Source organism: Caulobacter sp. UC70_42, assembly GCF_044056025.1.
Taxonomy (GTDB): Bacteria; Pseudomonadota; Alphaproteobacteria; order Caulobacterales; family Caulobacteraceae; genus Caulobacter.
This window is the reverse complement of record NZ_CP171994.1, coordinates 2,563,443-2,580,757: the sequence shown is the minus strand read 5'-3', so window position 1 is coordinate 2,580,757 and position 17,315 is coordinate 2,563,443. Positions and strand designations below refer to the sequence as shown.

Genomic DNA, 17,315 nt, shown 5'->3' with positions numbered 1-17,315 from the left:
TGTTGTGCGTCCTCATATAGGACGCGCCTGCATTTCTGTAACGCGGGCGACGACGGAAAGCGTCACCGACGCCGCGCCGGCGGCCAGAAGCGCTCGCGCGCACCCTTCGGCCGTGGCGCCTGTGGTCAACACGTCATCAATCAGAACGATCCGCCGGCCGACAACCCGGTGTCGCCTCCCTTCGGGGACGGCGAAGGCGGCCGCCACGTTGCGCCGCCGGCCCGAGGCCGACTTGCCGCCCTGACTGTCGGTGTCGCGCCTCCGGATCAGGACGTCGGGCAGGTAGGCCAGACCGGTCATGCGGGCCAAGGGCCGCGCGATCTCGGCGGCCTGGTTGTAGCGCCGACGGAGCATCCGCGCGCGGTGGACCGGCACCGGGACCACCGCCTCGGCTTCGGCCAGCAGGTCGACGCCGGCGCGGGACAGCCAGCGCGCGAACAGGCCGGCCAGATCCGTGCGGTCGGCGTGCTTCAGCTTCAGGATCAGTTCGCGGGAGTGCTCGTCATAGACGCAGGCGGCGCGGCAGCGCTGGAACGCCTTGGGCTTGGCCTGGCAGGCGGGCAGCGCTCCAGCGCCGCCTCGGCATAGGGCATGGCCAGGCCGCAGCCGTCGCAGACCGGATCGTCCAGGAAGGTGAGTTTCGAAAAGGCGCTGGCGGTCAGCCCGCCGCTGAGCGCCGCCGCGCCGTCCAGGCTGGACGGCGGCAGCAACAGGTCGAGCACCGAGCGCCCGAGTCCAAAGATCAGAGGTCCGGCTTTCCAGAACGGTTCGGAATCGCCATGTTCCGCGCGCAATGACCGCCTCCCCCCTGCTCTTCGACCGCGCCCTGCATCGCGTCCGCCTCGACCGCGCCGCGCCGGGCTACGCGTCCGCCGACTTTCTCAAGGCCCGCGTGGCCCAGGACGTGGTCATGCGGCTGGAGACGATCCTGCGACGCTTTCCGGTCGCCGTCGACCTCGGCGCGAGAAACGGCCATTTTTTCAAAGCCTTGAGCGACAGCGACGCCCGCGCCAACATCGAGACGCTGATCGAGACCGACCTCTCGGCGCGGATGCTGGACGGTCGCCAGACCCTTCGCGTCGCCGCCGACGAGGAGCGCCTGCCGTTCGGCGACGCGACGCTCGACCTGGTGGTCTCCACCCTGTCGCTGCACTGGACCAATGATCTGGTCGGGGCGCTGATCCAGATCCGCCGCGCCCTGCGCCCCGACGGCCTGTTCCTGGGCGCGATGTTCGGCGGCGCCACCCTGACCGAGCTGCGCCAGTGCCTGCTGGCCGCCGAGGCCGAGATATCGGACGGGGCGTCGATGCGGGTGTCGCCGTTCGCCGACGCCATCGACGCGGCGGGCCTGCTGCAGCGGGCCGGCTTCGCCCTGCCCGTCGCCGACGTCGACCGCGTGAAGGTCCGCTACGCCCACCCGATCAGGCTGCTGCGGGACCTGCGGGCCATGGGCGAGACCAGCGTGCTGCTGGACCGTTCGCGCAAGCCGCTGACCCGCAAGGTGCTGTTCCGGGCGATGGAGCTCTATGTCGAACGGTTCGCCGAGGCCGACGGCCGCGTGCCGGCGACGTTCGAGATCGTCTCGGTGACGGGGTGGGCTCCGCACGAGAGCCAGCAGAAGCCGCTGCGGCCGGGCTCGGCCAAGATGCGCCTGGCCGACGCCCTGGGTGTTCAGGAACAGCCGGCGGGCGAGAAGCCCAGGCCCTGATCAGGCGCCGAGGGCGGCCTTGGCCTTGTCGAAGACCCCGTTGAGAGCCCCGCTCAGACCCGTCAGCACGCCGACGAGGGCCAGGGCCAACAGTCCGACCAGCAGGGCGTATTCGATCGCGGTCGCGCCGGAACTCGTCGGTCCAGAAACGCTTCAGAGCACGTCGCGCAGCCAGGCCACCAGCGGCTCGTCGGCGGGCGGCATCGGATAGTCCGCAAGCTTGTCCGGTTTCACCCATGCCAGGCCCTCATGCTCCCTGCGCGTCACCTGGCCTTCCCAGCGGCGCAGCAGATAGAGTGGCATCAGGAGGTGAAAGAACTCGTAACTGTGCGAAGCGAACACGAACGGCGCGAGGCAGGCCTGGGCGACCTTGATGCCCAACTCCTCGTCCAGCTCGCGGATCAGGCATTCCTCGGGCGTCTCGCCCGGCTCGACCTTGCCGCCCGGGAACTCCCACAGGCCGGCCAGTTGCTTGCCCTGGGGCCGCTGGCAGATCAGCACCCGCCCGTCGACATCGATCAGGGCGGCGGCGGCGACGAGGACGATCGGCTTGCTCATGGGCCGGGTTTGGCGCGGCGTTCCGACGCTGGCAAGGGGCCGGGCCCTTACCTTCCTTGACTTTTGCACTGCAACAAGCGATATCCGCTTCGCGCCCCCTTGGCGCTATCGGTGCTCCAGCCGCGTGACGGTCCGTTTCCGGACCAGCCTGTCGAGCGCCCTGAAGAGATTCTCATTAGATCGCCCGTGCACGCGGGGCGCTCCCCGACGAAGAGCCTTGAGGGCTCCTACGTCTAAACCTTGAGCATTTCGCCGCTGGCGAAGGCTCAGGCCGAGGAGCCAGCCGTGCGAGGACGCATGGGCTGTCTTTCGGCGCACGAAAGACTGAATCACTTGACTCAATTCGCTGACCTTGGCCTGGCCAAGCCGCTGCTGAAGGCCCTCGCCGAGAAGGGCTACAAGGAACCGACCCCGATCCAGGCCCAGGCCATTCCGGTGGTGCTGCAAGGCAAGGACCTGCTGGGCATCGCCCAGACCGGCACCGGCAAGACCGCCGCCTTCGCCCTGCCCATCCTGCAACGCCTGGCCGAGAACCGCATGCCGGCGCCCGCCGCGGCTTCCGCTGCCTGGTGCTGTCGCCGACCCGCGAACTGGCCACCCAGATCGCCGAGAACTTCAAGGCCTACGCCGTCCATATGGGCCTGTCGGTCCACACCATCTATGGCGGCGTGAAATACGGCCCGCAGATGAAGGCCCTGGCCGGCGGCATCGACGTGCTGGTCGCCACCCCCGGCCGCCTGATGGACCACATGGCCGAGAAGTCGGCCAGCGTCTCGGGCGTCGAGATCTTCGTTCTGGACGAGGCCGACCAGATGCTGGACCTGGGCTTCGTGGTGCCGATCCGCAAGATCGCCGCCCAGATGTCCAAGAACCGCCAGAACCTGTTCTTCTCGGCCACCATGCCGACCGAGATCGGCAAGCTGGCCGGCGAGCTGCTGAAGGATCCGGTGCAGGTCTCGGTGGCCCCGCAGGCCACCACGGTCGAGCGCATCGACCAGCGCGTGCTGTTCATCGAGGCCCAGCGCAAGCGTCCGCTGCTGGCCGAGCTGTTCGCCGACAGCAACTTCAGCCGCACCATCGTCTTCACCCGCACTAAGCGCGGCGCCGACCGGGTCGCCAAGTATCTGAACGCGGCGGGCATCGAGGCCGCCTCGATCCACGGCGACAAGACCCAGGGTCAGCGCGAGCGCGCCCTGGCCGCCTTCAAGGCCGGCGAGATGCGGGCCCTGGTGGCGACCGACATCGCCGCGCGCGGCATCGACGTCAACGACGTCAGCCACGTCATCAACTACGAGCTGCCCAACGTGCCGGAGGCCTATGTCCACCGGATCGGCCGCACCGCCCGCAAGGGCAAGGACGGCATCGCCATCAGCTTCTGCGCCGATGACGAACGCAACCTGCTGAAGGACATCCAGAAGGCCACCCGCCAGACGATCCCGTCCTTCGACCGCCGCAACGACAAGCAGCTGGCCGCCGCCGCGGCCGTCGCCGACAAGCTGGTCCCGGCCGAGAAGTACGTCGATCCGCGCAAGGCCGATCCGCGCAACGACGTGCCGTCCGAGCTGCGCCGCAAGCGTCCGCGCAACCGCAACGGCGGCCAAGGCGCCAATGGCGGCGGCGGTCGCAACGAGGGCGGCACAGAAGGCCCAGGGCCGCGGTCCCGGCCAGGGCAAGGGTCCGGGCCAGGGCCGCAAGCCTGGCGGTCCCCAGAACGAGTTCCGGGGGCCCAAGCGCCAAGCCGCCCCGGCCGCCAAATCCTGGTCGCCGATCGACTGATCCTCCATTTCGAACAACCAGTTGCGCCGGAGAACCATTCGCGTTCTCCGGGCGTTTTCGTGCGTGCGTTCACCAAGGCCCCGCTTGAATCCGGGGGGACTATGGGTTCACCTTGTTCAGGGCCGGTCGTCTGATCGGATGGGGGACCACACATGGGCGAGGGCAGGCCACGCGCCGCGCCTGTACTGAGCAGGATCGCCGGCGGCGAAATGGCCGAGCGCGTGCGGGCGTTCGACTGGTCCCAGACGCCCGTCGGCCCGCGCGACGCCTGGTCGCCCAGCCTGCGCCTGGCCGTGGACATGATCCTGGCCACCAACTTCCCGATGGCCCTGCGCTGGGGTCCAGAGCTGGTCCTGATCTACAACGACGCCTATACGCCCGCCCTGCACGAGCGACACCCCGAAGCGCTGGGCGCGCGGCTGGACCAGACCTCGCCCGACTTCCAGGCCTCGATCCGCGCCTTCCACGAGGACATCCTGAACGGAACCAGCGGCGGCTTCGCGTTCGAGAAGCTGCCCCTGAAGGTGACCCGCGGCGGAGCCCAGGAGACCGGCTACTTCACCATCAGCTACAGCCCCGTCCCGGACGCCAGCGCGCCGAACGGCGTCGGCGGGGTGCTGGTCACCGCGGTCGAGGTCTCGCAGTCGGTGGCCGACCAGAAGACCCTGAAGACCACCCAGGAGCGCTACGAGATGGCGCGCGACGCGTCCGGGGTGGTCGGAGCCTGGGAGTGGGACATCAAGGCCAACAAGGTCTATGCCGACGCCCGCTACGCCGAGCTGCACAACGTCTCGCCCGAGTTCGCCGCGGCCGGCCTGCCGGTGCAGAGCTATACGCCCGCCGTTCATCCCGACGACCGCGAACGCGTCCGCGACAGCGCCTTGAAAGCGACCCAGGAGGGCGGCGACTTCTCGCACGAGTATCGCCTGGTGCAGGCCGATGGCTCGATCCGCTGGGTCTATACGCGCGGCCGGGCCTATCTGGACGAGGATGGGCAGCCGGCCCGCAACACCGGCGTCGTCGTCGACATCACCGAACGCAAGCAGGTCGAGGCCGAACTGGCGGCGGCGCGCATCGACCTCGACCTCGCCGCCCAGGCCGCCGGCATGGGTCGCTGGGACCACAAGCCCCATATCGGCCAGCGCTTCTGGGACGCCCGCGCCCGCTCGATCTTCGGCCTGTCGCCCGACGAGAAGCCCACGCAGGAGGCCTTCGAGCGCCTGCTGCATCCGGACGATCTGTCCCGAGTGCGCGCGGCCGTGGCCGCCGCCATGGATCCCTCCGGCGACGGCGCGATCAATCTCGAATATCGCATCCGCCGCGGCGGCGACGGCGCCCTGCGCTGGGTCGAGGTCTTCGGCCGGGCCTTCTTCGACGGCGGCCAGTGCGTGCGCTTCGTCGGCGTCGCGTCGGACGTCACCGAGCGCCGGGAAGCGGTCGACCGCCTGCTGCGTCAGGAACAGACCCTGCGCCTGGCCATGGACGCCGCCGATGTCGGCACCTGGCAGCTGGACCTCGACACCGGCGACCTGACCTGGTCGGATCGCTGCTATCAGCTGTTCGGCCTCCAGCCGGGCGAGCCGGTCGACCTCGAGACGGCCTACGCCCTGATCCATCCGGCCGATGAGCCCCAGGTGCGAGAGGCGACGGAGCGGGCTATCGACCCGAATGTCCGCGCGGACTACGCCATCGAGTATCGCGCGATCGGGCGCGACGACCATGTCGAGCGATGGCTGAGCGTCAAGGGCAAGGTGTTCTTCGGCGACGACGGCAAGTCCCGCCGTTTCGTCGGGGCCGTGGTCAATGTCACCGACCGCAAGCGCGCGGAGCTGCACCTGCGCCTGCTGGTCAACGAGCTGAACCACCGGGTGAAGAACAGCCTGGCCACCATCCAGGCCATCGCCACCCAGAGCTTCAACGGCCAGCGCCCGCTGGACCAGGCGCAGGAGGCCTTCTCCAGCCGCATCGTGGCCCTGGCCGAGGCCCACGACCTGCTGACCCGCGAGAACTGGGAGGGGGCCGAACTGCACGACGTCACCGCCCGGGTGGCGGCGTTGCACGGCGGCCCCGGCCGGTTCGACCTCAGCGGGCCATCGATCCGCCTTTCGCCCAAGAGCGCCCTGTCGCTGTCGATGGCCCTGCACGAACTGGCCACGAACGCGATGAAGTACGGGGCGCTGTCGACGCCGGTGGGCCGGGTCCATGTCTCGTGGGCGCTGGCTCCCGATCCCGGCGCGGCGCGGGTGGACCTGACCTGGACCGAAACCGGCGGCCCGCCCGTCGCCCCGCCCACCGAGCGGGGCTTCGGCTCGCGTCTGATCGAGCGCGGCCTGGCGGCGGAACTGTCGGGTTCGGCGGCGATCGACTTTCACCCGGACGGGGTGGTGTGCCGGATCCGAGCCCTCACGGAGGCTTGAGGCTCTAATTCATGGACTTAGAGCGCGCTCGAGCGGTTTAACTTGACCTAACGCGCTAAGCCGACGCGGCGCGCAACGCCGCCGAGATCTGCTCGTCCGTCCTTCGCAGCGCCATCATCAGCGCCCCGGCCACGATCAGCGGCAGAACCGCCCAGACCAGCCAGCCCGCCACCGCCAGCGCCGTGGCCACCCCGATCAGGGCGGCGATGAACAGCTCGGCGAAGGTCGCCAGCACCGAACCGCCGCGCCGGCGCCGGAAGTCGGCGCGCTTGCCGGGCTTCTGATACCAGACGCCGATCAGGCCCGCGGTCCAGGCCGACAGCCCCGCGCCGATCGCGGTCCACAGCCCGGCCAGCGGCGCGTACCAGGCCAGGACGGCGATCGGGATGGCCAGCAGCACGGCCACCGGCAGCAGGGCGGCGGTCAGCTTGGCCTGGCGCAGAACGCCCATCGGGGCCGGGGCGATGGCCAGCAGATCGGGCGTGTCCTCGGCCGAGACGGTGATCCAGACGAGAACTTCCCGGCCACCTGTCCGGCCAGGAAGGTGACGGCGGCGGCCGGTCCGGCCAGGGCCCAGACCGGCATGTGCGCGGCGCCGCGGGCCAGCACCAGGGCCAGCGGCAGCATGTACAGCACCCGCAGCAGCACCTGGGACAGAAGGGCGGCGTCGCGGCTAATCAGGCGCAGCTCCTTGCGCACCGTGGCCCGGAAGGGTCCGGCGGCGAACGGGCGGGTCGGCCCCCTCGCGCCCTTGCGGGTCTCGGCGCCCTGGGTGGCGGCGGCCGCGTCGGCGAAACGGCGGCCCAGGGTCTGGGCGGCGAACAGGAAGATCCCCGCGCCCAGCGCGACCAGGATCAGCAGCGGAATCGGCTCGCCCAAGGCCGCGCGCAGCGGCAGGTCGGCGAAGGGCGGCGGCTGGATACGGCCCTCGCGCGCGTCCATGGCGATACGGGCGAACAGGCTCTCGCTGGCCTTCTGGCCCATCAGGTTGCGGTACTGGCTGGCCAGAAAGAAGGCCGCGCCGATCAGGGCCGCCATCACCTGGGCCACGGTGCGCGTGCGGCGCGGACCGATCACGGCGAACAGCGCCATGGCCAGCAGCAGGCCAATCCCGGATGCGCCCAGGGCGGCGGCGGCCAGCACCACGAACACGCCCAGCCAAGCCGGATGGCCCAGCACGATCGAGGGCGTCAGCAGCAGCACCGCCGGGACCATGAACCAGAGCCCGGCATTGACCGCCAGGCCCAGGGCCCGGACGAACAGCACCTTGCGCGGGGCCAGCGGCGAGGAGAACAGCAGATCAAGATCGCCCCGCTCATAGAGGGCGTCCGCCGAGGCCGCCAGGGTGCTGGACAGCATTAGGGTCAGGATCACCGCCAGCGCCAGGTCGACGATGACCACCGCCAGCGGAACCACCGGAACCTGCTGGCCGCGCAGGGCCAGGCCCATGGCCACGCCGCCGAAGACAATCAGGCCGCCCAGGATCACGAACGCGATCAGCGCCCCGGGTCCCCGCCCCTTGCGCCCCGCCAGAAAGCCGCGCCAGGCCAGGCGCAGCTCGTGGGCCAGCAGCCACGCCGTGCTGGCCGGCTTGAACGGCAGGCTCACGCGACGACGCCTTGAGGGACGGCCTCTGAGGTCAGTTGCAGGAACACGTCCTCCAGCGTCCGGCCGCTGGCCTCGCCGGCCTTGCCGCGCAGCTCGTCCAGCGTGCCCTCGGCCAGCAGGCGGCCGCCGGCGATGATGCCGATGCGGTCGGCCATGCGTTCGGCGACTTCCAGAATGTGGGTGGTCAGGATCACCGTGGCGCCGGCGTCGACGCGCGCCCGCAGCATGTCCTTGACCAGGCGCGCGGCGGCCGCGTCCAGGCCGGTCAGCGGTTCGTCCAGGATCAGCAGCTTGGGATCGTGGATTAGCGCCCCGGCCAGGGCGACCTTCTGCTTCATGCCGCGCGAGAAGCCCTCGCACCGCCGCCGCGCCTCGCTGGTCAGGCCCAGGGTTTCGAGCAGGTCCTCGGCCCTGGCCTTCGCCGCGCGCGGCTCGATGTTCCAGAGGCCGGCGACGAACTCCAGATATTCAAGCGGGCTGAGCTTGTCGTAGATCATCGCCTCGTCGGGGGCCCAGGCCAGCAGGGCCTTGGCTGCGGCCGGATCCTTGCGGGCGTCGACCCCGAAGATCGCCACGTCGCCGCTGTCGGGCTGGGTCAGGCCCGCCACCATCCGCAAGGTGGTGGTCTTGCCGGCCCCGTTGGGACCCAGCAGCGCATAGAGCTCGCCAGCGTGGACCGTCAGGTCGAGGTCGGACACGGCGGGCTTGGCGAACGTCTTGTTCAAGCCGCGAACGATCAAGGCTTCCGTCAAAACCCGCCCCCAAAATCACACGCGGGCATGTGAGCGCGAAGTCGGGCTGGAAGCAAGGCGGCGACTAGAACCTACTCATAGCCTCGGTTCGACGGCGCGCCAGCAAGGCCAGAATCATGTTCCCCTCCCGCTGCAACGCGTCCAGCCGCTGCAGATGCTGCGAGAAGGTTTGCAAATCTAGCTCGGAGCTGAAGGCGTACTGGCCGCCTTGAATGTCCCACTCGGCCGTCCCGAGCAGACGTGAGCACTGCTCTATCGTGTCGAACGTCTCCAGCGAGATGGCGCTCAGCCGCGCCCGCTTGGGTCGCAGCTCGGCCACCGTCCTCTCGAAGACTGCGCGATAGTGCGCCTTGAGCTTGGGGGACATCCCGCTCCTGGCCACCCCGTCAAGGCCCTCGGCATCGTGCTGGGCGCGCAGGCGCTCACCGCGCTGGACCAACGCTCGGCCCTGGTCCAGGCGCGCGCGCGTTAGGGCGCCGTCCCTGTCGCGCTTGCGGAAAGCGGGCGTCAGCAGCTCCGAGAGATTCAGCGCGAGCATCTCGCGCCCGACAGCCGCTTCCTCCGCCATGATCCTCATGACGAGCGGCTTGCTTTGCTCGGCGTAGAGCTGGGCCTGGCGTTTCTCGGCCGGCGTCAGGGCAGTGTAGTATGCATCGTTGAGCGTTTCCTGGATCTCATAGGGGATAGGGACCTGCCGCGCGACGCCGAGTGTCGGCCAAGCCAGCGCGCAGAGCGCCAGCGCCTTGATCATCGACCGCATGAAGCCCCCTCCATCCCGACCTAAGGTTGAGGCATCGACGGTCCGCGTCAAGCCCTACTCCGCCGCGATCGGCGCGCGCAGGGCCTCGACGTCACGCGCCGGCGGCAGGCCGTAGAGACGGCGGTATTCGCGGCTGAACTGCGAGGGACTCTGGTAGCCGACGGAGAAGCCGGCCGCGCCGACGTCCAGGCCGTCGACCAGCATCAGGCGGCGAGCCTCGTAGAGCCGCAGCTGCTTCTGGTACTGCATCGGCGTCATGTTGGTGACGGCCTTGAAGTGGTGGTGCAACGAGCTCTCGCTCATGCCCACGTGCTCGGCCAGGAGTTCGATCCGCAAGGTCTCGGCGAAATGCTCGCGCAGCCAGGCGACGGCGCGGGCGACCCGCTGGCCCTGGCCCTCGGCCATGGCGATGTGCATCAGGCGCGCCCCCTGCGGACCGCTCAGCAGGCGGTAGAGGATCTCCTGCTCGATCAGCGGGGCCATCGCCGCCACGTCCCCCGGACGCTCCAGCAGCCTCAGCAGCCGCAGGGTGGCGTCCAGCAGCTCCGGCGAGGCCGGGTTCACCGCCACGCCGCGCACGCCGCTGGGGGTGGCCGAGGCCTGCTCGGGCAGGCGGCCGATCAGCTCGGCCAGGCGGGCCGGATTGATCGCCACGCCGACGCACAGGTGCGGCTCGGCGTCGCTGGCCTGGAGGATCCGCGCGGTGGCGGGCAGGTCCAGGGCCACCAGCAGGCAGTCGCCGACGCCGTAGTGCAGGTCCTGGTCGCCGACGGTCAGGCACTTGCGCCCGCCGGCCACCAGCCAGAACGACGGCCGCTGGTCGACGTGCAACCGGCCGCTGGGGGAGCAGCGACGCGTCAGATAGAGGCCGTCGATCGCCGATTCCGGGCCGTCGTCCTTGGCGTAACGGGCGACCAGGCTGGCGATCTCGGCATAGACGGCCGCGCTGTCGGGGGCGTTGTCGGACGCGCTCAAGGGCTTGGTTTCCTGGGGTTTCGGACCATCGAACCTCTACGCCGCCGCGCGCGAGGCGAAAACCGCTCTCACGGCCTTTTGCAGGATCGTGCATGAGCTTTGCAGGATCGGCATAACGCCGCCGCCCCGGCGCGTGGCAAACCTCCCGTCGTTCGATCCTCCCCGATCGGTCCCCAAACTCAAGGACACATTTCCTATGGCCACCGCTAAAGGCTATGCGGCGCCCGCCGCCGGCGCGCCCCTGGCGCCGTTCAGCTTCGAACGTCGCGCGCCCAACGCCGACGACGTCGTCATCTCGATCAAGTACTGCGGCGTCTGCCACTCCGACATCCACATGGTCGACAACGGCTGGGGCCAGAGCGTCTATCCGATCGTGCCCGGCCACGAGGTCGCCGGCGTGGTCACCGCCGTCGGCGCCGATGTCACCAAGTTCAAGGAAGGCGACCATGTCGGCGTGGGCTGCTTCGTCGACAGCTGCGTGACCTGCAAGGAAGCCCGCGACCTGGACCGCGAGCAGTACCAGCCGGGCCTCGTCCTGACCTACAGCGGCTTCGAGCCGGGGTCGGACACCCCGACCTATGGCGGCTATTCCGACCACATGGTGGTCAAGGAAGACTACGTCCTGTCGATCCCGGAGAACCTGCCGCTGGACGCCGCCGCGCCGCTGCTGTGCGCCGGGATCACGCTCTATTCGCCCCTGCGCCACTGGAACGCCGGTCCCGGCAAGAAGGTCGCGATCCTGGGCATGGGCGGCCTTGGCCACATGGGCGTCAAGCTGGCCCACGCCATGGGCGCCGAAGTCACGGTGCTGAGCCAGACCCTGTCCAAGCAGGCCGACGGCCTGAGGATGGGCGCGTCGCACTACTACGCGACCAACGATCCCAAGACCTTCGAGACCCTGGCCGGGACGTTCGACCTGCTGATCTGCACGGTCTCGGCCGGCATCGACTGGGGGGCGTACCTGAACCTCCTGAAGGTCGACGGCGCCATGGTGCTGGTCGGCGCGCCGGAAGAGCCCGTGCCGCTGAACGCCTTCGCCCTGATCCCCGGCCGCCGCACCCTGGCCGGCTCGATGATCGGCTCGATCAAGGAAACCCAGGAGATGCTCGACTTCTGCGGCGAAAAGAACATCGTCGCCGACATCGAGATCATCGCGATCGACCAGATCAACGAGGCCTACAAGCGCATGGCCAGGAGCGACGTGCGCTACCGCTTCGTGATCGACATGAGCACGCTGTAGCCGAAGGTCCCCTTCTCCCGCCAAGGGAGAAGGGGAAATCCTGAGAACCGCGTCTTGCAGCCCTGCCTCAGGTGCACGCCGCGCAGGAAGCCGCGCCGGGCGAGGCCCGCGTCGACCACCGCGTTCATGTGGCGGTCGGCCGGAGCCGCGCCGGTCATTTCGCGGACCAGGCCGCGGAACGGGATGATGCTGTTGATGATCGTCTTGCCGCCGGCCTCGGCCAGCTTGCCGGCGCGGTTCTCGGTATATTCGTTGCCCACCGAATAGTCGGGACCCAGCACCGCGTTCAGCTGGGTGATCTCGCCGGCGATCGCCTTGCAGGTCTTCAGGCCCTGCAGGCTGTAGGGATTGTCGAACGCCTTCTCCAGGATCGGCGGAATCTCGCGCTTGGACATGCCGACGTCACGGGCCGGCTGCGACCCGATGTCCACGGCCTTCTTCTTGGCCTCGCCCCAACGGCCGCCCGGCTCGTCCGGCGTCGTGGGCGGCTTCATCTGGGCGTGGGCCGGCCCCTGGACAGCGACCGTCAAGGCCAGCGCCGCCAACAGAGCCCACCGATAAGTCTTGCGCGTCATCCCAAAGCCCTCCGCCTACATACTGAACGCCGATCAGGAACGGGAAGCGCCAAGGCCGGTTCCCGTTCCCCGGACGGCTGTCCGGCCGTCGCGGATCAGCCGTAAGCATACTCCGGCTTGCCGTAGGTTCCGACTAGATTGACGCCAAAATTCGCGCCGTCGGAAAGATCGAACAGGAAGTTGTCGTTCGACCGGGCCATCATGCCGACGTCCTCGGTGGCCGCGGCCGCCAGCAGGAAGCCGACCATGGCCGCCTTGGTGCCGATCCCGTCCGGGCCATCCCCGCCATAATAGGCCAGATAGTCGACGCGCGTGTCGATCAGGGCGTGCGCCTTGGCGTCGGTGGGTTCGCGACCGAAGATGGTCTCATAGGCCTCCTTGGTGGCCTCCAGCAGGGTCAGATTTCCATAGGCCTGCTTGAACGACTCCTTGGCCTCGCCGTTCTTGCCCAGGTTCACCGCGAAGTTGATGTAGCGGTTCACGATGTCGAACGTGGCGTAATAGTCGCTGTTCAGGTTGGTCGTGTTGGGTCCCGTCGGCGAGATCAGGAAGTCGTAGCCGGCCTGGGTCGGGATCTTCCCAGTGAAGAACTGGTAGTTCAGCGTGGCGACCGAGGTGGTCGAAGCCGCCACCGCGCTCAACACGCCGATGGCGTTGTTCACCGTCAACTTGCCATCGACCACCGCGGTCACCAGGCCGTTGAAGGCCTCGTGATCCGCTGCCGGGGCATAGCGCATGATATGGGTGAAGGCCGTGGTCAGCACCGTCTTCGGCGAGGTGTCGACCGGCGCGCCGGCGGGCGTCGTCACCTTCAGCGGCGCGCCGACATTGTTCAGCTCCTGCTCGTCCTTGGCGAAGATCAGCAGCTCCAGATCCGCCGTCCCCGCGGGAGCGACGCCCGAGAATACGCCGGTCGCGCTGTCCAGCTTCATCCACGACGGCAGGTCCGAACCGTCCTTCAGGGTGGCGTAGTAGGTCAGCGTTCCGCCCTCGGGATCGCTGAAGCTGGTCGCCGGCAAGGTATAGCTGAAGGCCTCGCCCTCCTTCCACTCCAGGGCGTTCGGAACGTCCCGGGCGATGGGCGCGTACGTCTTTGTCGTCGACGTGCGGGAAAAGACGTCCAGCAGGACGAGCGAAGCGTCGCCATAACCCTGGCGCCAACCGGTCTCGACGTAATAGACGCCGCTGTAGGTCGCGAGCACGCCGTAGGCGGCGTCGGCCTTGTAGGCGGCGCCGGCGTAGACGAAACTGTTCGGGTCGTTGCCCTCGTCGTTCACGCCGATAACGTTCCCGAACTGGTCGTAGATCGTCATCTCCTTGGGATCGGAGAACGAGGCCGAGATGAAGTCGTACCGCACGCCCGCCGTGAGCGTGACCTTGTAGAGCGTGCGAGTCCCTATCGCGTCGGTCGTGGCCAGCTCGGCTACTTTGTCGACGCCGGCCGGCATGTTCGAATAGGCTCGGAAGAATATCTCGGTCGCGCTGCTCTTCGCCGCGGCCGAGAGCTTCGGCTGCGTCGTATCGGTCGTATAAGGAAGCACCTAAATCCCCCGCAAATCAGACTTACCTGAGCGTGCAAGCCTTTCGGGGACACAACCATGCTATTTTTGGCTTGGCAATACGGCGGAAACCAACCTCGCGAACAACGCGCGCGGAATTCGCTAGATCCGTCGAGAAGCCGACAATAATCAACGGGTTGGAAGCCGGATCGCGGGTCATCCACGGCCTGGCGCGCGAAGAATCGCCTCAGTTCGGCGGCGTCGCCGCTTCCAGGTCGAACGCGGCGTCGAAGGCGTCGTCGTTGGGCACGGCCCCTTCGAGCGCGCTCTCGAACAGGTCCTCCAGCGCGTCCCAGATGAAGGTCAGCTGTTCCAGCACGGCCGGGACCTTGGCCGGATCGAAGCCCGGATAGAGGTCCTCGACCAGCCACAGGCCGGTCTCGGCGTCGTAGCCGAAGCGGCAGCCGATCAGCCGGAACTGGGCCTTGGCCACCGTCTCGAACAGGGCCGTCAGGTCGCGGGCGTCCGCCAGGTCCTCGGGATCCAGGACGAGGCAGCGCGCCTGCAGCCAGCCATGGTCGGGCAGCAGGTAGAACGCGCCCTCCTCCTCGCCGCCGGACACCTCGAGGCCGCGATCGATCGCCTCGACCACATAGCCGGCCTCGCGGCAGGCCTTGGTCAGGTCGGCCAGCAGGGCGGCTTCCTGGTCGGGAGTGAGGTCGGTCATGGGAGGAGGCTCCTTACGCGATTGGCGTCGGGATTTCACGATAGCAGAAAAGCGCCAACCGCTTGTCGCCCCGACCCTCCGCTTCGCTGCGGCCGGGATGACAAGGGTCTGGACTTTGGGCGTGAGCCCTAGCTCCGGTAATCGCCGTTGATCGCGACGTATTGCTTGGTCAGGTCGCAGGTCCAGACCGTGGACGAGCCCTTGCCGACGCCGACGTCGACGCTGACCTCGAATTCCTGGTTCTTGACGTAGGCGCTCATCTTGGCCTCGTCGTATTCGGCCGACACCAGGCCATCGCGGGCGGCGTAGAGGTCGCCGAACTTGACGCTGATCTTCTCGCGGGCGACCGGCTCGTCGGCGCGGCCAACGGCCATGACGATGCGGCCCCAGTTGGCGTCCTCGCCGGCGAAGGCGGTCTTGACCAGGGGGCTCTCGGCGATGGTGCGGGCGATCTTGCGGGCGCTGGCCGGGCTCTCGGCGCCGTTGACGGTGATCTTGACGAACTTGGTGGCGCCCTCGCCGTCCTTGACCAGCTGCAGGGCCAGATCCAGCAGCACGCCCTCCAGCTTCTCGCGGAAGTCGGCCAGGCGCTTGTCGCCCGGACGGCTGATCTTGGGCGCGCCCGACTGGCCGGTGGCGAACAGCAGCAGGGTGTCGTTGGTCGAGCGGTCGCCGTCCACCGTCACGCAGTTGAAGGTCGTGCGGGTATAGAGCGACACCAGCGTCTGCAGGGCGGCGGGCGCGATGGCCGCGTCGGTGGCCACGAAGGCCAGCATGGTGGCCATGTCGGGCGCGATCATGCCCGAGCCCTTGGCGATGCCGGCGATCTTCACCTCCACGCCGTCGATCAGCGCCGTGGCGTAGGCGCCTTTGGGGAAGGTGTCGGTGGTCATGATCGCCCGGCCGGCCTCGGCCCAGGCGTCGGCGGTCAGGCGCGCTTCGACCTCCGGCAGGCGGGCGGTGATCTTGCTGTCGTCCAGGATGACGCCGATGACGCCGGTCGAGGCCATCATCACGTCGCGCTGGCGGCAGTCCAGGCGCTTGCCGACGGCCGTGGCCACGCGGCGCACCGCGTCGGCGCCGGGACGGCCGGTGAAGCTGTTGGCGCAGCCGGCGTTGACCACCAGGGCGCGGACGTCCGCGCCGCCCGTGGCGGCCAGCTGGCGCTTGCACCAGTCGACCGGGGCCGAGCCGACGCCGTGGCGCGTGAACACCCCCCGCCGCCGAGGTGCCCTCGGCGAAGCGCATCAGAAGCAGGTCCTCGCGCTCGTGCTTGTAGAAGCCGGCGCGGCCGGTGGCGATCTCGACGCCGGGGATCGGCGGGATGACCGGGAACGGCACGGCCAGGGGCGAGATCGCCAGGCCGGGCTTGCCCGCGCCGCCGGAGACGGGTTTGGCGGGCGCGGTCTTGGCGGGGACCGGGGCGGTCGGGCTGGCGAGGTCCTCGCCGGCGGACTTCTGGGCGCGACGCAGGCCGGCGCGCTTCAGGGCCGAGGTCAGCGGATCGACCAGGGCGCGCTCGATCGCGGCGCCGGCGGCGGCCACCGGATTGGCCGAACCCGACACGGCCTCGGGGGCCTTCGCGGCGGTGGTCTTGCCCGAAGTCTTGCCGGCCTTCTGGGGGGTCTTGGTCATATGGGCCGCTCTTACTTCTTGGCGGGTTGGACAGGTTGGGCGGGCGGCGGGGCCGAGGCCGGGGCCCCGCCCTGCAGCTCCGCCGGCGCCGAGGCCGGCTCCTGGGCGCCGGTTGCGCCGGAGACGTCCTGGGGCTTGCCGATCAGCATCTCGACCTTGGCCGAGCCGCGCAGCTTCTCGAGAATGTCGCGCACCTGATCATAGGTCAGGAAGCGAACGATCTGCGGGCGGGCGGCCTCCAGCGTGATCGGCTCCTCGGTGCGCTTGTCCTCGACCTTGACGATGACCCAGCCGCCCTCGGCCGCGAACGGACCGACCAGCGCGCCCTTCTGGGCGTCCTTCAGGGCCACGCCATAGGGCTCGGGCATCACGTCCAGGGTGAAGTAGCCCAGGTCGCCGCCGTTGAAACGGGTCGCCTGGTCGGTGGAGCGCTCCATGGCCAGGGCGTCGAACGAGGCGCCGGAGGCCAGCAGCTTCTTGATGCTGTCGGCCTCGGCCTGGCTGCCGACGATGATCTGGCGGGCGCGGATCTCTTCCGAGCGTTTCGAAAGCTTCTGCTGCTCGGCGTAGAGCTTGCGGATGGCGTCCTCGGTGACGGCCTTTTCCACCACGCCCTCGACCAGCATGTCGCCCAGGATGCGCTCGCGGGCGGCGGCCAGGCGGCGCTGGGCCACCGGATCCTTGTCGATCTTGCGCTTGGAGGCCTCGGCGGCCAGCAGCTTCTGGTCGATCACCTCGTTCGAGGCGCTGGCGGAAGACCTCGCTGGAGATGTCCAGCGGCTCGCCCTCGCTGATCAACCCCTGGGCCACGGCCTCGCGCTTGACATCGGACGCCCAGATCACCTGGCCGTTGACGCGCGCCACCGCGGTGTCGCCAGGCTCCGGCGGCTTGTCGGCGACCTTGTTCTGGCCGCAGGCGGCCAGCAGCAAGGCGCAGGCGATGGCGCTGATCATACCGACGCGGCGTAGAGTGCTGTTCAAGGCCAAGATCTCCGGCTTTGCTGAAGCCGCTCTAGCGCGGTTTTTCGCCAAGAGGAAACGGCTTCGGCGTGGAAAGCGTTCGAAGTCCCCGAAAACCGAGGCGG

The 17,315-nt window shown here is 69.0% G+C and carries 9 protein-coding genes and 7 pseudogenes; 4 read left to right on the top strand and 12 right to left on the bottom strand.

The window, feature by feature from the left end:
• Positions 1-12: 12 nt before the first annotated feature.
• Positions 13-794: pseudogene (locus tag ACHMW8_RS12980) on the bottom strand (ComF family protein).
• Between ACHMW8_RS12980 and ACHMW8_RS12975 the strand changes: the two are divergent.
• The gene (locus tag ACHMW8_RS12975) at positions 794-1,708 is read left to right on the top strand and encodes a methyltransferase domain-containing protein (protein WP_395445758.1); all 915 of its coding nucleotides are present in this window, start codon (positions 794-796) and stop codon (positions 1,706-1,708) included. The pseudogene ACHMW8_RS12980 and the gene ACHMW8_RS12975 sit on opposite strands and share 1 nt — an antisense overlap.
• Here ACHMW8_RS12975 and ACHMW8_RS12970 read toward each other — a convergent pair.
• Together ACHMW8_RS12970 and mutT are read right to left on the bottom strand one after the other, a co-directional pair.
• Positions 1,709-1,828, bottom strand: a pseudogene (locus ACHMW8_RS12970) (Flp family type IVb pilin); the annotation flags it as partial.
• Positions 1,829-1,861: 33 nt separating this feature from the next.
• Positions 1,862-2,266 carry an 8-oxo-dGTP diphosphatase MutT gene (gene mutT / locus ACHMW8_RS12965; RefSeq protein ID WP_395445757.1) on the bottom strand — a complete coding sequence of 135 codons (405 nt, stop codon included), beginning with the start codon at positions 2,264-2,266 and terminating at the stop codon, positions 1,862-1,864.
• Between the two features lie 333 nt (positions 2,267-2,599).
• Between mutT and ACHMW8_RS12960 the strand changes: the two are divergent.
• Both ACHMW8_RS12960 and ACHMW8_RS12955 read left to right on the top strand, forming a co-directional pair.
• Positions 2,600-4,042 (top strand): annotated as a pseudogene (locus ACHMW8_RS12960) (DEAD/DEAH box helicase).
• A gap of 152 nt (positions 4,043-4,194) precedes the next feature.
• Positions 4,195-6,459 (top strand): PAS domain-containing protein, encoded by a 2,265-nt coding sequence (locus ACHMW8_RS12955; RefSeq protein ID WP_125155978.1) that lies wholly within the window; start codon positions 4,195-4,197, stop codon positions 6,457-6,459.
• Positions 6,460-6,514: 55 nt separating this feature from the next.
• Here ACHMW8_RS12955 and ACHMW8_RS12950 read toward each other — a convergent pair.
• The 4 genes and pseudogenes from ACHMW8_RS12950 to ACHMW8_RS12935 form a co-directional block, all read right to left on the bottom strand.
• A pseudogene (locus ACHMW8_RS12950) lies at positions 6,515-8,067 on the bottom strand (hypothetical protein).
• Positions 8,064-8,819, bottom strand: coding sequence for an ABC transporter ATP-binding protein (locus ACHMW8_RS12945; protein ID WP_395445756.1), 756 nt, complete (start codon positions 8,817-8,819; stop codon positions 8,064-8,066). The pseudogene ACHMW8_RS12950 and the gene ACHMW8_RS12945 overlap by 4 nt, the downstream one beginning before the upstream one ends.
• Positions 8,820-8,883: 64 nt before the next feature.
• Positions 8,884-9,579, bottom strand: a complete 696-nt coding sequence (locus ACHMW8_RS12940) for a hypothetical protein (protein WP_125155975.1) — start codon at positions 9,577-9,579, stop codon at positions 8,884-8,886.
• A 54-nt stretch (positions 9,580-9,633) separates the two neighbouring features.
• Entirely contained in the window at positions 9,634-10,554 is a 921-nt protein-coding gene (locus ACHMW8_RS12935) for an AraC family transcriptional regulator N-terminal domain-containing protein (RefSeq protein WP_395445755.1), read from the bottom strand.
• Positions 10,555-10,750: 196 nt separating this feature from the next.
• Here ACHMW8_RS12935 and ACHMW8_RS12930 point away from each other — a divergent pair, with 196 nt between their 5' ends.
• Positions 10,751-11,794, top strand: a complete 1,044-nt coding sequence (locus ACHMW8_RS12930; RefSeq protein WP_395445754.1) for an NAD(P)-dependent alcohol dehydrogenase — start codon at positions 10,751-10,753, stop codon at positions 11,792-11,794.
• Between the two features lie 44 nt (positions 11,795-11,838).
• Here the strand turns inward: ACHMW8_RS12930 and ACHMW8_RS12925 are convergent.
• From ACHMW8_RS12925 to ACHMW8_RS12905, 5 genes and pseudogenes are all read right to left on the bottom strand, one after another.
• Positions 11,839-12,288 (bottom strand): annotated as a pseudogene (locus ACHMW8_RS12925) (hypothetical protein); the annotation flags it as partial.
• Positions 12,289-12,464: 176 nt separating this feature from the next.
• A complete protein-coding gene (locus ACHMW8_RS12920) occupies positions 12,465-13,910 on the bottom strand; it encodes a putative Ig domain-containing protein (RefSeq protein ID WP_199743394.1) in 1,446 nt (481 codons plus the stop codon).
• Positions 13,911-14,115: 205 nt separating this feature from the next.
• Positions 14,116-14,595 (bottom strand): hypothetical protein, encoded by a 480-nt coding sequence (locus ACHMW8_RS12915; RefSeq protein ID WP_125155972.1) that lies wholly within the window; start codon positions 14,593-14,595, stop codon positions 14,116-14,118.
• 128 nt (positions 14,596-14,723) lie between these two features.
• Positions 14,724-16,230 (bottom strand): annotated as a pseudogene (gene argJ / locus ACHMW8_RS12910) (bifunctional glutamate N-acetyltransferase/amino-acid acetyltransferase ArgJ).
• 11 nt (positions 16,231-16,241) lie between these two features.
• A pseudogene (locus ACHMW8_RS12905) lies at positions 16,242-17,184 on the bottom strand (peptidyl-prolyl cis-trans isomerase).
• Between the last annotated feature and the right edge of the window lie 131 nt (positions 17,185-17,315).

Excerpts from the sequence above, each read along its gene's own strand:
- ACHMW8_RS12975 (WP_395445758.1), top strand. The coding sequence starts at position 794 with ATGACCGCCTCCCCCCTGCTCTTCGACCGCGCCCTGCATCGCGTCCGC.
- mutT (WP_395445757.1), bottom strand. The coding sequence starts at position 2,266 with ATGAGCAAGCCGATCGTCCTCGTCGCCGCCGCCGCCCTGATCGATGTC.
- ACHMW8_RS12955 (WP_125155978.1), top strand. The coding sequence starts at position 4,195 with ATGGGCGAGGGCAGGCCACGCGCCGCGCCTGTACTGAGCAGGATCGCC.
- ACHMW8_RS12940 (WP_125155975.1), bottom strand. The coding sequence starts at position 9,579 with ATGCGGTCGATGATCAAGGCGCTGGCGCTCTGCGCGCTGGCTTGGCCG.
- ACHMW8_RS12930 (WP_395445754.1), top strand. The coding sequence starts at position 10,751 with ATGGCCACCGCTAAAGGCTATGCGGCGCCCGCCGCCGGCGCGCCCCTG.
- ACHMW8_RS12915 (WP_125155972.1), bottom strand. The coding sequence starts at position 14,595 with ATGACCGACCTCACTCCCGACCAGGAAGCCGCCCTGCTGGCCGACCTG.